This window comes from Ciceribacter sp. RN22, from assembly GCF_024054295.1.
Taxonomy (GTDB): Bacteria; Pseudomonadota; Alphaproteobacteria; order Rhizobiales; family Rhizobiaceae; genus Allorhizobium; species Allorhizobium lividum.
Map to the genome: position 1 here is coordinate 35,471 of NZ_JAMXLD010000001.1, position 13,428 is coordinate 48,898.

Annotated in this window: 11 protein-coding genes; 5 read left to right on the top strand and 6 right to left on the bottom strand. The window is 64.7% G+C overall.

The window, feature by feature from the left end:
• The first annotated feature begins 96 nt into the window (after nt 1–96).
• The gene (gene edd, locus NHF53_RS00145; RefSeq protein WP_252832591.1) at nt 97–1,914 is read left to right on the top strand and encodes a phosphogluconate dehydratase; all 1,818 of its coding nucleotides are present in this window, start codon (nt 97–99) and stop codon (nt 1,912–1,914) included.
• A gap of 81 nt (nt 1,915–1,995) precedes the next feature.
• Here edd and NHF53_RS00150 read toward each other — a convergent pair whose 3' ends face one another.
• Nucleotides 1,996–3,198, bottom strand: a complete 1,203-nt coding sequence (locus NHF53_RS00150; RefSeq protein ID WP_252832593.1) for an MFS transporter — start codon at nt 3,196–3,198, stop codon at nt 1,996–1,998.
• A gap of 84 nt (nt 3,199–3,282) precedes the next feature.
• Between NHF53_RS00150 and NHF53_RS00155 the strand changes: the two genes are divergently transcribed.
• The 4 genes from NHF53_RS00155 (at nt 3,283) to NHF53_RS00170 (ending at nt 7,246) form a co-directional block, all read left to right on the top strand.
• Nucleotides 3,283–4,296, top strand: a complete 1,014-nt coding sequence (locus NHF53_RS00155; protein ID WP_252832594.1) for an AraC family transcriptional regulator — start codon at nt 3,283–3,285, stop codon at nt 4,294–4,296.
• A gap of 120 nt (nt 4,297–4,416) precedes the next feature.
• A complete protein-coding gene (locus NHF53_RS00160) occupies nt 4,417–5,097 on the top strand; it encodes a response regulator transcription factor (RefSeq protein ID WP_252832595.1) in 681 nt (226 codons plus the stop codon).
• Complete coding sequence (locus NHF53_RS00165) at nt 5,084–6,472, top strand: HAMP domain-containing sensor histidine kinase (RefSeq protein ID WP_252832597.1); 1,389 nt, start codon at nt 5,084–5,086, stop codon at nt 6,470–6,472. Before NHF53_RS00160 ends, NHF53_RS00165 begins: the two co-directional genes overlap by 14 nt.
• Nucleotides 6,473–6,601: 129 nt before the next feature.
• On the top strand, nt 6,602–7,246 hold the full coding sequence (locus NHF53_RS00170) for an outer membrane protein (RefSeq protein ID WP_252832599.1): 645 nt from the start codon (nt 6,602–6,604) through the stop codon (nt 7,244–7,246).
• A gap of 33 nt (nt 7,247–7,279) precedes the next feature.
• Here NHF53_RS00170 and NHF53_RS00175 read toward each other — a convergent pair whose 3' ends face one another.
• The 5 genes from NHF53_RS00175 to NHF53_RS00195 form a co-directional block, all read right to left on the bottom strand.
• Nucleotides 7,280–8,557, bottom strand: coding sequence for a DUF2778 domain-containing protein (locus NHF53_RS00175; protein WP_252832600.1), 1,278 nt, complete (start codon nt 8,555–8,557; stop codon nt 7,280–7,282).
• A 349-nt stretch (nt 8,558–8,906) separates the two neighbouring features.
• Nucleotides 8,907–9,314 (bottom strand): hypothetical protein, encoded by a 408-nt coding sequence (locus NHF53_RS00180; RefSeq protein WP_112689027.1) that lies wholly within the window; start codon nt 9,312–9,314, stop codon nt 8,907–8,909.
• Between the two features lie 134 nt (nt 9,315–9,448).
• A complete protein-coding gene (locus NHF53_RS00185) occupies nt 9,449–10,540 on the bottom strand; it encodes an ABC transporter ATP-binding protein (protein WP_252832601.1) in 1,092 nt (363 codons plus the stop codon).
• A 17-nt stretch (nt 10,541–10,557) separates the two neighbouring features.
• A complete protein-coding gene (locus NHF53_RS00190; protein ID WP_252832602.1) occupies nt 10,558–12,213 on the bottom strand; it encodes an alpha-glucosidase family protein in 1,656 nt (551 codons plus the stop codon).
• A 39-nt stretch (nt 12,214–12,252) separates the two neighbouring features.
• Nucleotides 12,253–13,416: a carbohydrate ABC transporter permease gene (locus NHF53_RS00195; RefSeq protein ID WP_114362539.1), complete on the bottom strand. Its 1,164-nt coding sequence runs from the start codon at nt 13,414–13,416 to the stop codon at nt 12,253–12,255.
• Nucleotides 13,417–13,428: the final 12 nt, after the last annotated feature.

A 13,428-nucleotide genomic window follows, 5' to 3' on the forward strand; every position in this document is an offset into this window, starting at 1 on the left:
GCCCGACTGCCGGCCGGGCCGGCGCCGAGATGAGCCCGAACGGGCGTGCGATCTTCCCTTCGCGGTCCGTTCACCCGAACAGACAGGATGACATCCATGACCGCCGACAAACGCATCGAAGCCATCACCAGGCGAATCGTCGAACGCTCGAAGCCGAGCCGCGAGCGCTATCTCGACCGCGTCCGCAGCCAGATCGCCAAGGGCGTCCACCGCTCCGTGCTCTCCTGCGGCAATCTCGCCCACGGCTTCGCCGCATGCGCGCCGTCGGAGAAGGCGGATCTTGCCGGCGACACCGTGCCCAATCTCGGGATCATCACCTCGTACAACGACATGCTGTCGGCACATCAGCCGTTCGAGACCTTCCCCGCAATCATCCGCGACGCCGCGCGCGAAGCCGGCGGCGTGGCGCAGGTGGCCGGCGGCGTTCCGGCCATGTGCGACGGCGTCACCCAGGGCCAGCCCGGCATGGAGCTCTCGCTTTTCTCCCGCGACCTGATCGCCATGGCGACGGCCGTCGGCCTCTCGCACAACATGTTCGATGCGGCGGTCTATCTCGGCATCTGCGACAAGATCGTCCCCGGCCTGGCGATCGCAGCGCTGACCTTCGGCCACCTGCCGGCCGTCTTCATTCCCGCCGGGCCGATGACCAGCGGCCTGCCGAACGACGAGAAGTCGCGCATCCGCCAGCTCTATGCCGAAGGCAAGGTCGGCCGCGCCGAACTCCTGGAGGCGGAATCGAAATCCTATCACGGCCCCGGCACCTGCACCTTCTACGGCACGGCAAACTCCAACCAGATGCTGATGGAGATCATGGGCCTGCACATGCCGGGCGCCTCCTTCGTCAACCCCAACACGCCGCTCAGGGACGCGCTGACCCGGGAGGCCGCCAAGCGGGCGCTCGCCATCACCGCACTCGGCAACGCGTTCACGCCGGTCGGCGAGATGATCGACGAACGCTCGATCGTCAACGGCGTCGTCGGGCTGCATGCAACCGGCGGCTCCACCAACCACACCATGCACCTCGTTGCGATGGCGCGCGCCGCCGGTATCGAGCTGACCTGGCAGGACATCTCCGATCTCTCCGACATCGTGCCGCTTCTCGCCCGCGTCTACCCGAATGGCCTCGCCGACGTGAACCATTTCCATGCCGCCGGCGGCATGGGCTTCCTCATCAAGGAACTCCTGAAGGGCGGTCTCCTGCATGAGGATGTCCGCACCGTCTACGGCCACGGGCTTGCCGCCTACACCGTCGAGGCAAGGCTTGCGGAGGACGGAACCGTTCAACGCGAGGCAGCTCCCGAGAAGAGCGTCGACCCGAAGGTGCTCACCGCGATCGAAACACCGTTCCAGCCGACCGGTGGCCTCAAGATGCTCACCGGCAATCTCGGCAAGTCGGTGATAAAGATCTCCGCCGTCAAGCCCGAGCGGCACGTGATCGTGGCCCCGGCGATCGTCTTCCACGACCAGCAGGAGCTGCAGGACGCCTTCAAGGCGGGCAAGCTCGACCGCGACTTCGTCGCCGTCGTCCGCTTCCAGGGCCCGCGCGCGAACGGCATGCCGGAATTGCATCGTCTCACCCCCCCGCTCGGTGTGCTGCAGGACCGCGGCCACAAGGTGGCGCTCGTCACCGACGGGCGGATGTCCGGCGCTTCGGGAAAGGTGCCGGCGGCGATCCACGTGACGCCGGAGGCGAGCAACGGCGGACCGATCGCCAGGATCCGCAACGGCGACATGATCCGGCTGGACGCGGTCACCGGGACGCTGGAAGTGATGGTGGACGCGGCCGAGTTCGACGCCCGCCCGGCGGTTACGGTCGATCTTTCCGAGAACGAATTCGGTCTCGGCCGCGAACTCTTCGCCACCTTCCGCCGCACAGCCGGCCCCGCCGACCAGGGCGCCAGCGTCCTCTACTGACCGGAAACGCGACACCCTCTCCTCCAGACGGAGGAGAGGGTGCTGTCTGCCGGGCCTCGTACTGCCCGCTTCCAAATGGTCCTATTCGGCCAGCGCGACCGCCGGCGGCCGGACGCCGACCATGATCGTCAGGCCCGCCACAAGAAGGGCGAGGCTGCTCGCCGAAAAAACACCGGCAGCGCCGGACACGTCAAAGATCACGCCGCCGGTGGCAGCGCCGAGTGCGATCGAGAACTGGATCGCCGCGACCAGCAACCCGCCTGCCGTCTCCGCCTGATCCGGCACCGCACGGGTGAGCCAGGTGGTCCAGGCGACCGGCACAGCGCCGAAAGCAAGCCCCCAGAGCGCGACCACGGAGACATCGACAACCGCGCTCTGGCCGAAACCGACGAGAGACATGGCGAGAACGGCAAGCAGCAGCGGCGCTGCGGTCAACGTCATGCGCAGGCTGCGCCCCAGCAACGGTCCCGCAAGCAACGTTCCCAGGAAATTGGCGAGCCCGAAACCCAGCAAGATACCGGAAACAGCGCTGATGCCTGCATCCGTGACCTCTTCGAGGAAGGGACGCAGATAGGTGAAAAAGGCGAAATGGCCGGCGAAGACCAGCGTGACGCTTGCCATGGCAAGCCCGATACCCGGCCGTGCCAATACCTCCACGAGCGTCGACAGACGCGTGCTGCTAGTTGGCTGCATCGACGGGAGCGTGATGAACTGCACGACAAGCGCCAGGCCACCAAGCCCCGCAGCGAGAAAGAAGACGCTCCGCCAGCCGGCCAGATCTCCGAGGAAACTGCCGAGCGGTGCGGCGAGGATCGTCGCCGCCGAGACGCCACTGAACATGATCGAGAGTGCCCGCGGGATGAAGACCGGCGGCACCAGCCGCATGGTCACCGCCGCCGACATGGTCCAGAAGCCGCCGAGCGCCACTCCCAGCAGCACCCGGCCGAGAAGCAGCATCGTCAGGCCGGGAGCCAGTGCGACGAGGAGGTTCGACGCTGCCAGCAATATCGAAAAGAAAAGCAGGAGGTGGCGCCGGTCGGCACGCCGCGCTGCGGCGGTAATCAGAAGGCTGGCGGCAAAACCGACGACCGCGGTCGCGGTCACCGCCTGCCCGGCTGTCCCTTCGCTGATGCCGAGTTCGGCGGCGATCGGCGTCAACAGGCTCGCCGGCAGGAATTCCGCGGTCACAAGACCGAAGACGCCGAGCGCCATGGAGATGACGGCGGGCCAGACCGGCGCTTGCGGTCCGCCGGCGCCCCGGTCGCGGTTGGTCGTGGAAGTCATCAGTTTGTCCTTTCGCGATGGGAGGAGTTACATGGCAAGAAGCTAGGCTGGACTCTCCGGACTTTCTATGCCACATAGTCCGTTATGCTTGATCGAAAGTCCGACAATCCAACACCGTCCGGCTTACTCGACACGGACCTCGTCAGCGAGTTACTGCTCGGCATGCGGCTCGTAGGCGTCGACTACCGCCGCATGGAGCTCTCGCCACCCTTCGCCTATGCCTTCGGCGAAGGAGACAGCCGCGCCAAATTCCTGTTCGTGGCGCGTGGGTCGATTGCGCTGCGGGCACCGAGCGGCTTACTTCATGAAATGAAGGCGGGCGATGCGGCGCTTCTGCCGCGCGGTGGCCTGCACCTGATCGGTTCGTCGCCGGACATCTCCCGGCCCTGCACCGAGCTCGCCTCGTTGCGGCGGGAGCCTCTCTGCTCGATGGTGAGCGACATCAGGGCCTGCGACGAGAGCGCCTGCAGCGAGAAGGAGCGCGTCCTGATCTTCTCCGCCTGCATGGATTTCGATCTCGGCAGCATGCATCCGCTCGTGGCGCTGATGCCCGAGGTCATGCGGGTGGGCACGATCATGGTGCGCTATCCGGAAATCCTGCCGATGCTGGAGGCGATGGCACGGGAGGTCAGCCAGGGCCGCGCCGGCTATGCGGGCATCCTCGCCCGCCTCGCAGACGTGGTCGCTGCCTCCATCGTCCGGGCATGGGTGGAATGCGGCTGTGGCGACGCGACCGGCTGGATCGCCGCGCTACGCGATCCGCGTCTCGGGCGCGTGCTGGTCGCCCTTCATCGCGAGCCGGGTCGCGACTGGACGCTTGCGGAACTGGCGAAGCTCATGGGCGCATCACGCTCCGTCTTCGCCGAGCGTTTCCTTGCGGTCACGGGCGTGACGCCCGTGCGCTACCTGACGGAGCTTCGCATGCGGCTTGCCGCCCAGTGGATCAGCCGCGACCGCATGCCGATCGAGACCGCCGCCCATCGTCTGGGCTACGGCTCGCAGGCGGCCTTCTCGCGGGCATTCAAACGGGTAACCGGACGACCGCCCGGCGCACTCGCCGGCGAGGCAAGGCAGGAACGGTCCCCCACTGCGATGTAGTGCCACCACGATCACCCGGCCGACGAGGCGAGAAACACCTTTCCGGCGGTAATACAACGGCAATCTTCCGGACGGATGTTGATATCCCACACAGGACGGCGAGCCTTTGACGGGAGAGAAATGCGCATACTGATCGTCGAAGATGACCCAGACCTCTCCTTGTGGCTCCAAGCGAAGCTCACCGCTGCCATGGGTACGGTCGACACCGTCGCATCGATCGAGGCGGCGCTCGCCGCCCTTGCCGTCGCACCCTTCGAGCTCGTCATCCTCGACCGCCGTCTTCCAGACGGCGACGGCGTCACGCTTCTTGCGGAGCTGAGAAGGCTTCGGCCCCGTCCCGGCACGGTGATGCTGACGGCGCTCGACGATCCGCAGGAGATCGCCGCCGCACTCGATGGCGGCGCGGACGACTACGTCAGCAAGCCCTTCGAACCCACCGAACTGATCGCCAGGGCACGTGCCGTGCTCAGACGCTGCTCGTGGGATCAGGGGGCCGCCATTCATGCCGGCAATATCCGCTTCGACGTCGGCGAACGTTCGGCCTTTTGCGATGGTGTGCCGATGGTGTTGCCGCGTCGCGAACTGGCGATCCTCGAACTGCTCGTCCGTCGGCTCGGGCGCGTCGTCCTTCGCGAGACACTCGACAATGCCGTCTATAGTTTCGATGACGAGATCCAGTCGAACGCACTCGACTCCCACGTCAGTCGCCTCCGTCGCAAGCTGCGTGACGCCGGCTCCTCCGTTTCGGTGCGGGCGATCCGTGGCGTCGGCTACATGATGAGCGCCGATGACCCTGAATAGATCGATCGCGTTCCGTGCCGCCGCGCTGATGATTGCCACGACCTTTGTCACCCTGCTCGCGGTCGGCGTCGCCCTTGCGACCCTCGGACGCAACAGCCAACCATCCGCCGACCCCGCGAACGCACTCATCACGGCGATTGCCGATGCCGTCACCCACGACGCCGGCGATCACCTCACAATCGCCAGGACCACGGCTCTCGACAAAATGCGACAGGACTACCCCTCGATCTGGTACGAGGTTTCTGACGGCGACGAGATCGTCAGCCGTGGCGCCGCCGCGGCGCAAAGCATCGCGGGCGCGAGCGGAGCGAAAGAGCCGACCAATACGCTCGCCCTCGACATGACGATCGGCAAACGCTGGCCGGACGGGTTCGAGGCAACGCGAGACACTGCGATCGGACCCGTATCGATCACCATCGGCGGCCTGCCGCTGGAGCGTCTGCCCTTTGCCTCCGAGGCGCTTGCTTTCAGTGCCCTGTTCTCTGTCCCGCTGCTCGTGATTCTGGCAGCAGCCGCAATTGCCGCGATCGCCATCGTTCCCCGGCTCATTGCGCGCCCCGTTCGGCTGGTCGCCGGCGCCGCCGAGGCGATCGACGGCGTGCCGAACGGCCGGCGCCTGCCCGACGAAAACACACCGCGGGAGCTCGCACCACTCGTATCGGCCTTCAACCGCGCGCTGGAGCGGATCGATCTCGCCGCCGAGGCACAGCGGTCCTTCCTCGCCAATGCCGCACACGAACTGCGCACGCCGCTTGCGGTGTTGCGCTCCCATCTCGATGACATCCCACACGGCAGCGCGCGAATGCGGCTCATCGCCGATGTGCATCACATGTCCGAGATCGTCACCATGCTGTTGCAGATGGCACGGCTGACCGGCGAACCGCTGAAGCCGGAGAAGGTCGACCTCGTCTCGCTCTGCCGTTTGATCGTCGCCGAGGAAGCGCCGGCCGCCCTCGACGAAGGAGAAGAGATCGAGTTCTTCGCCGCCCGACCGTCCGTCATGATCAACGGATCGTCCGCGGCAATCAGGACTGCCGTCGTCAACCTGTTACGCAACGCGGTGCGGCACGCCCGTTCGACGGCGCCGATCACCGTCGAAGTGTTGAGTCCTGCTTGCGTGCGCGTCGTCGATCATGGTCGCGGCATTGACCCGGCCATGCGCGAGGAGATCGTCAAGCCATTCGTGCGCGACAATCCCCTTCGGGAGGGCGTCGGGCTCGGTCTGGCTATCGTCGCCCAGGTCGCGGCGTTGCATGACGGCACGCTCGAGATCGGGGAAACCCCGGGCGGCGGAGCCACGTTCCAACTCGTCTTCCGGCCACTCCCGGCGATTGCCCCGCCTCCCCTGCACGAGAAACAGCCGCAGCCCTCCTAGTCCGTAATGTAGGGGTAACGGGCCGCCTCCAGAAAACGCGGGACCGTCGCGGCACGAGGCTCATCCCCTTGTCTCCGCGATGCTCCGGGCCGGAAAATGCCCGCCCTCACCATCTGGAGATCAGTACCGATGCACCGTTCATATTCCTTGCCGCTCATCCTCGCCGCCACGCTCTTTTCGGCGGAGCTCCATGCGGCGGATCTCGCCTACGAACCGCAGCCCTCATCCATGGAAGTCGACGATTACGTCGCGGCAAAGCCGTTCGACTGGACGCGCATCTACGCCGGTATCCACGGGGGCTACGCCCACAACGACTTCACCGGCACCACCGGAGACAATAGCGGTTTCGTCGGCGGTGCGCAGATCGGCGCCGACATGCATCTAGGCACCATGGTCCTGGGTGCAGAACTCGAAGGCACCTATCTCGGCGGCAAGGGATCCCGACTGAAGTCCAATCACGATACAAAGGTCAATCAGACATCGATCCTTGCCGTCAAAGGCCGCGTCGGCGCGGCCATGGACCGCACCCTCGTCTACGGTACCGCGGGGCTCGCCGTTTCGAAAATCGACGTCGACGGTGCCAATTCCGATCACGGCAGCTGGAAGGCCGGCTATCTGGTGGGCGCCGGCATCGAGCATGCCTTCACGGACCGGATGTCACTGCGCGCCGAGTACAACTACCTCGGACTTGCGAAGGATTACGAAGTCGGCAGGAGCGGTAACGTCGACCTGCGCAATCACGTCTTCAAAGCCGGCATCAATTACCGCTTCTAGAGGTCAACTGATGCGGCGGCACGAGCCGCCGCATCAGAGCATTGCCATGTAGCGGTTGAGGTCGGCCATGCGCGGCACGACGATCAGGGTCTTGACCTCGCCGCGCTTGAAGGCCTTCAGGAAGCGATTGTAGTCGTTGAACACGACGCAGCCGGAGGAATCGCCCCGTACCCTCAGCAGATAGGTGTGGGTGAGAAAGCCGTCACGGCCATACATCTTGGCGTCGCCGACCGGGGTCATGCGGATCGCCTCGACCCCGTGGAAGCGGGACTCGCGCATGCGCAGGCTGTAGACGTTCGGCGGCGTCGAGCCGCGCATCTTCACATGGACGTATTTCGGATTGTCTCGGTAGGAACCGCGGCCGGAATGGGCTTCGAGCTTCTCGCCGTTCGGCATGTGAACAATGCCGGCGGAGATGTCGTAGACGGCGATCCGGCTACCGCGGCCTGGAAGCTGCGCCTTGCGGCCGAAGATCGACGGACGGTCCTCATCTTCCTCGATGATCGACTTCGAAGGCTTGGCATAGGTGAGGAGCGGCGACTTCGCCGGCTTGTCCTCCGGTTTGGGGTCTTGCTCGACTTCGGCCTTCGCGGCAGGCGCGGCAATCCGCGGGCGCACCGCGGGCAAAGGCCCGTCTTCCGGAAGGGCGTCGTCGATCTCCTCGCCGCCGGCAAGCACCTCGTCGAAGGCATCCTCGACGAGCGCGCTGTCGACCGTCTCGCGCGCCGAGGTGGGTGCGGCATAGGCGAGCGCAGTCGCCGCACCGTTCGAGGCGGGAATCGAGCCGGTGGTCAGTTCGTCGTTCGTAGAGGCTGCAGAGGCCGTCATCTGCGCCTTGGCGAACGTCGCCTGCTCCTTCTCGAGTTCGGCCGCAAGAGCAAGCCTCGCCACGCGCTCGCCATCCGCGCGGGCCAGCGCCTTCTTCAGAACCGCCAGCGCCTGCTCATCGGGGGAGACACCGGCCCGCGACCAGGCGAGCCGGTCGGACTTGTCGACGGACGTGAGGCTCATCTCATCGGGAAGGACAGCGAATTCGGCATCGTCGGTGCTGGCGACCGCCGCGGCGATCCGCATCTTGGCCGCCTCGATGACGGCCGGCGGCGCCGGCGGACGAGAGGTCTTGGAAGACGGGCTGGCGACGAGCGAGGGATCGTGGAGCGCCAGTGCCAGGCCGGCCCTGGTGCCGTGCCGGTAGACGACATCGCCGGAGCCACCCATGGTGTGGACGGTCGCAATGACCGCCGAGGTCCAGAGCGCGGTCACCACGCCGGCGCCGAGCAGCCCTGCCACAACGAGAGACTTGCGGGACACACCGCCTCTTAGTGAGGCACTGTTCTGCTGACGACGCAACTGGGTCAGGGACGACATACTCTTACTCGCTACCGGACACAAAACTCATCCGCCGCTCCTGCCCAGCAACTTTGCCGAATTGATGATCCGGTTATGGCCAAAGAGGGGCGACGCCTTTCGGACAAGCTAAACTATGAAGAAAGTTGGTAACCAAGAGGTTTACGCGCTGCGAAGAAGTGTGCCCCGGCGGCCGGAGAGCCGCAGGATGGGTCCGGGAATGGAGCCGCCGATACCGGCAAACAGAAAGGCCGCGCACAGGCGCGGCCTCGTATTCGTTTGCCATTGCATCCGTTTCAGCGGAAGACGGTTCTCACCAGGAACGGATGTCGAGCACCTTGTCGCGATGGGCGGGATGGGTCGAGAAGACGAAGATGCGATCGAGTTCCTTCTCCGTAAGCAGGCGAAGGAAACGCACTTCGATCGTGTCGTTGACGAAGACCTTCATCAGGACACAGCCGATCTTTGATATCCGCGCATCGGGAATATCGAGGTAGAACTGTTGCGGCAGCGTGTACTGGGTGAGCAGTGCGAGGATGGCGCTGCTGCGGGAAATCCTGATGACGTCGCAGCGCCGCGCCGCCATGTGCATGACGCCCTTTTCGGTATACTCGATGCGTGCCGCATTGCGGGTGTCTTCCATGCGGAACCGCCCTTCGCGGTCGTACATGAAAGATTCCTCCCTCTGCAGGTAGTTCGTGCCACCCGAAAAGCTTCCCATCTCGGTTCCCCTTCCACATCGTCTGAAGGAAAAGTAGCTCTTCGAGATTTAACAGAACGTGACATCACGAAGGCCCAGACCTGCGTTCCGTGCGGGTTCTGTATCATGGCAAACGAGAGGTTAAGGACCTGTGGTCAACCCTTGTAATAGCTGCGCCCGCTCTCATCGAAGAGATGCAGTTTCACCCGGTCCGCGGCAAAGCGCAGCGTCGCACCCTTCTTGACGTCGGCCACGCCCGGCAGCTTGACCGTGATCGGTTCGTCCTCGACCGGGCCATCGACATAGAGGAGGGTCACTTCGCCGAGCGCCTCGACGAGACTGACGGTGCCCTCGAAGAGCTGGTTGTCGCCGTTGGCGATGCTGAGATCCTCCGGCCGCACACCGAAGCTCGCCTTCTTTCCCTTGTCAGTGGCCGGCGTCTCGATGTCCACCGAAACGGTGCTGCCATCCTTGAGTGCGATCGTCGTCGTCTTGCCGGTTTCGACGATCGTTGCAGGCATGATGTTCATCGCCGGCGAGCCGATGAACTGCGCGACGAAAAGGTTGGCAGGGTGCTCGTAAAGCTCGAGCGGCGCGCCGACCTGCTCGATACGGCCGGCCGAGAGCACGACGATGCGGTCGGCAAGCGTCATCGCCTCGACCTGGTCGTGGGTGACGTAGATCATCGTCGTGTCCGGCATGCTCTCGTTGAGCTTGGCGATCTCGATGCGGGTCGCCACGCGCAGTGCCGCATCGAGGTTCGACAGAGGCTCGTCGAAGAGGAAGACCTTGGGGTCCCGGCAGATCGCCCGGCCGATCGCGACGCGCTGGCGCTGGCCGCCGGAGAGCGCCTTCGGCAGCCGGTCGAGATATGGGCCGAGCTGCAAAATGTCGGCGGCGGCACGCACCCGGCGGTCGATCTCGTCGCGGGCGAGCCCGGCGATCCGCATCCCGAAGGCCATGTTGTCGTAGACCGTCATGTGCGGATAGAGCGCATAGGACTGGAAGACCATGGCGATGCCGCGCTTCGAGGGCGGAACGTCGTTGACGATCTGACCGTCGATGAGGAGTTCGCCGGAGGTCACATCCTCCAGCCCGGCGATCATGCGCAACAGGGTCGACTTGCCGCAACCCGAGGGCCCGACGAAGACGATGAACTCGCCCTGCTTGATCTCCAGGTCGATGCCGTGAAGGACTTTGACCTGCCCGTAATTCTTGCGGATATCCTTCAGAACGAGACCTGCCATGTTCTCCCCTCTCGTTGTCAGCCACGACGCGCGAAAAACGCGCCCCAGGCCGGAAGCTTGATCTTGTCACCAACGACTTCGACTGCAAAGCCGTGCCCTTCGAGGGCCGTCCACCGGCCGGCGGGCATCGTCAGCGTCGCCGGTTCCGCGCTCATGTTGAACGCGCAGAGGACGGTTTCGTCGCCGAGAACGCGGCTGTAGACGAGTGCCGTCGCGTCGACCGTGTGGAACTCGATCGCGCCCTTGACGAGCGCCGGATGGCCACGTCGGAAGGCGAGGAAGCGACGGTACTGCTCGAGCACGGAATCCTCCCTGCCCTCCTGCACGCTCACCGCGTTCAGAACATGCTCGACCGGGATCGGCAGCCAGGTCTTCGCGGCGGTGGAGAAACCCGCCTGGGCGGCGAGATTGTCCCAGACCATCGGCGTGCGGCAGCCGTCGCGTCCCTTGAACTCCGGCCAGAACTCGATGCCGTAAGGATCCTGCAGGTCCTCAAAGGCAATGTCGGCTTCGGTGAGCCCCAGTTCCTCGCCCTGGTAGATGCAGACCGAGCCGCGCTGGGTCATCAGGATTGCCGCCATCAGCTTGGCAAAGGCGGTACGGTCAGCGACGCCAGCACCCCAGCGGCTCACATGGCGGACCACGTCGTGGTTGGAGAAGGCCCAGCAAGCCCAGCCCTCCGGCGCGGCTGCGGCGAAGGCCTTCTGGGTCTCGGCGATCACCTTCGGGGTCAACGGCTCGGGAGCCAGGAACTCAAAGGCATAGCACATCTGCATCTTGTCGTTGCCGGACGTGTACTGGCCGACGATCTCCAGCCCGTACTGGCTGTCGCCCACCTCGCCGACGGCCGCGATCGCCGGATACTCCTCGAGCAGCGCACGGAAACGCTTCAGGAATTCGAGGTTTTCCGGCTGGTTCTTGTCGTGGAGGTGATCCTGGAAGTTATAGGGATTGACCGCCGGCGCGGTGGAGGCGTTGCGCCGTTCCGGCGCAAGCGGCGGGTTGTCGCGCAAAAGCCTGTCGTGGAAGTAGAAATTGATCGTGTCGAGCCGGAAGCCGTCCACACCTCGCTGCAGCCAGAAGCGCGTGGCGTCGAGCACCGCATCCTGGACCTGCGGATTGTGCATGTTGAGGTCCGGCTGCGAGGTCAGGAAGTTGTGCATGAAATACTGCATGCGGGTCGGGTCCCACTGCCAGGCGGACCCGCCGAAGATCGAGAGCCAGTTGTTCGGCGGCGTGCCGTCCGGCTTCGGATCGGACCAGACATACCAGTCGGATTTTGCATTGATGCGGCTCGAACGGCTTTCGACGAACCACGGATGCTGGTCGGACGTATGCGAGATGACGAGGTCGATCATGACCCTGATCCCGAGGCGATGGGCCTCGGCGATCATCGCGTCGAAATCGGCCAGCGATCCGAACATCGGATCGACGTCGGTGTAGTTCGAAACGTCGTAGCCGAAATCCTTCATCGGCGAGGTGAAGAAGGGAGAGATCCAGATGGCGTCGGCGCCCAGTCCCGCGATGTGCGGCAGACGCGCGGTGATCCCCTTGAGATCACCGATGCCGTCGCCGTTGGAGTCCTGGTAGGAGCGCGGATAGATCTGGTAGATCACCGCGCCGCGCCACCAGTCCTTGTCGGGCGAAAGCGTCGCCTCAGTCATTGCTGTCATGTTTCTTCCTTCTGGGTTGTACATTTCGGCCGCCGCCGATCAGCCGCCCTTGACCGAACCTGCCAGCAGGCCACGGACGAGGTAGCGCTGCATCGCAAAGAAGACGGCCAACGGCACAGCCATGGAAACGAAGGCCGCCGTCGCGAGGATTTCCCAGTTGCCGCCGCGGGTTCCGAGAAGCTCGACGATCTGGTTGGTCATGACGGTGGTTTCCCCGGTGGCGTCGATCAGGAAAACCTTGGCCACCAGAAGATCGTTCCAGGTCCACAGGAACTGGAAGATCGCGAAGGACGCGAGCGCTGGAAACGAAAGCGGCAGGATGATGCGCGTGAAGATCTGGAAGTCGGTAGCGCCGTCCACCTTCGCGCATTCGATGATGTCGCGCGGCAGGCCGACCATGTAGTTGCGGAGCAGGTAGATCGCGAGCGGCAGGCCGAACCCGGTGTGGGCGAGCCAGACGCCGAGATAGCCCTTGCCGATGCCGATGGCGAGATGCAGCCTGAGAAGCGGGATGAGCGCGAGCTGCAGCGGAACGACAAGCAAGGCGACAACGGCGGCGATCAGCAGGGCGCGGCCTGGAAACTCCATCCACGCGAGCGCATAGGCGGCAAAGGCCGCGATCAGAATCGGGATGACCGTGGCCGGAATCGTCACCGTCAGCGTGTTGAAGAAGGCATTCGCCATAGAATCGGTCGTCGAACCGGAGAGAAGCACGTGCCGGTAGTTGTCCAGCGTAAACTTCGGAGGCACCGTCGCGGTCACGAAGAGACGCGGGGGCCGGCTTCCGGTGAATTCGGCATTGCTCTCGATGCGATAATCACCGTTCGCCTGAAGGGTGACACGGCCGCTCTCGCCGAGATCGGCGGTATCGCCCGGCGCATACTGGCCGATAGCGCGCGAGGACGTTCCCCAGGCCGATATGTTCATCTCGGCGGAGGCTTTGTTGTCGGCGAGAATATTGCCCGAAAGGACGTAGAGGCTCCCCTCCTGCTTCTGCGCAGAAGGCGCGGCCGCGCGCAGGACAAGGTTTTGCTCCTGAGGGAACAGGGAACTCCACCAGCCGCTGGTCGCGATCTGATCCGCGGTGCGGAAGGAGGAGATGAAGAGGCCGGCCGTCGGCAACAGCCAGAGGACCACCAGAACGAGAACCGAGATGTGGACCGCCCATACGAGGCCGGATTTCTTGCCTGCGATCGATGCCATTGTTCCAGCCCC

What these genes read in the sequence shown, in the direction of transcription:
- edd (WP_252832591.1), top strand. Translation starts at nt 97, where the DNA reads ATGACCGCCGACAAACGCATCGAAGCCATCACCAGGCGAATCGTCGAA.
- NHF53_RS00150 (WP_252832593.1), bottom strand. Translation starts at nt 3,198, where the DNA reads ATGACTTCCACGACCAACCGCGACCGGGGCGCCGGCGGACCGCAAGCG.
- NHF53_RS00155 (WP_252832594.1), top strand. Translation starts at nt 3,283, where the DNA reads ATGCTTGATCGAAAGTCCGACAATCCAACACCGTCCGGCTTACTCGAC.
- NHF53_RS00160 (WP_252832595.1), top strand. Translation starts at nt 4,417, where the DNA reads ATGCGCATACTGATCGTCGAAGATGACCCAGACCTCTCCTTGTGGCTC.
- NHF53_RS00165 (WP_252832597.1), top strand. Translation starts at nt 5,084, where the DNA reads ATGACCCTGAATAGATCGATCGCGTTCCGTGCCGCCGCGCTGATGATT.
- NHF53_RS00170 (WP_252832599.1), top strand. Translation starts at nt 6,602, where the DNA reads ATGCACCGTTCATATTCCTTGCCGCTCATCCTCGCCGCCACGCTCTTT.
- NHF53_RS00180 (WP_112689027.1), bottom strand. Translation starts at nt 9,314, where the DNA reads ATGGGAAGCTTTTCGGGTGGCACGAACTACCTGCAGAGGGAGGAATCT.
- NHF53_RS00185 (WP_252832601.1), bottom strand. Translation starts at nt 10,540, where the DNA reads ATGGCAGGTCTCGTTCTGAAGGATATCCGCAAGAATTACGGGCAGGTC.
- NHF53_RS00190 (WP_252832602.1), bottom strand. Translation starts at nt 12,213, where the DNA reads ATGACAGCAATGACTGAGGCGACGCTTTCGCCCGACAAGGACTGGTGG.
- NHF53_RS00195 (WP_114362539.1), bottom strand. Translation starts at nt 13,416, where the DNA reads ATGGCATCGATCGCAGGCAAGAAATCCGGCCTCGTATGGGCGGTCCAC.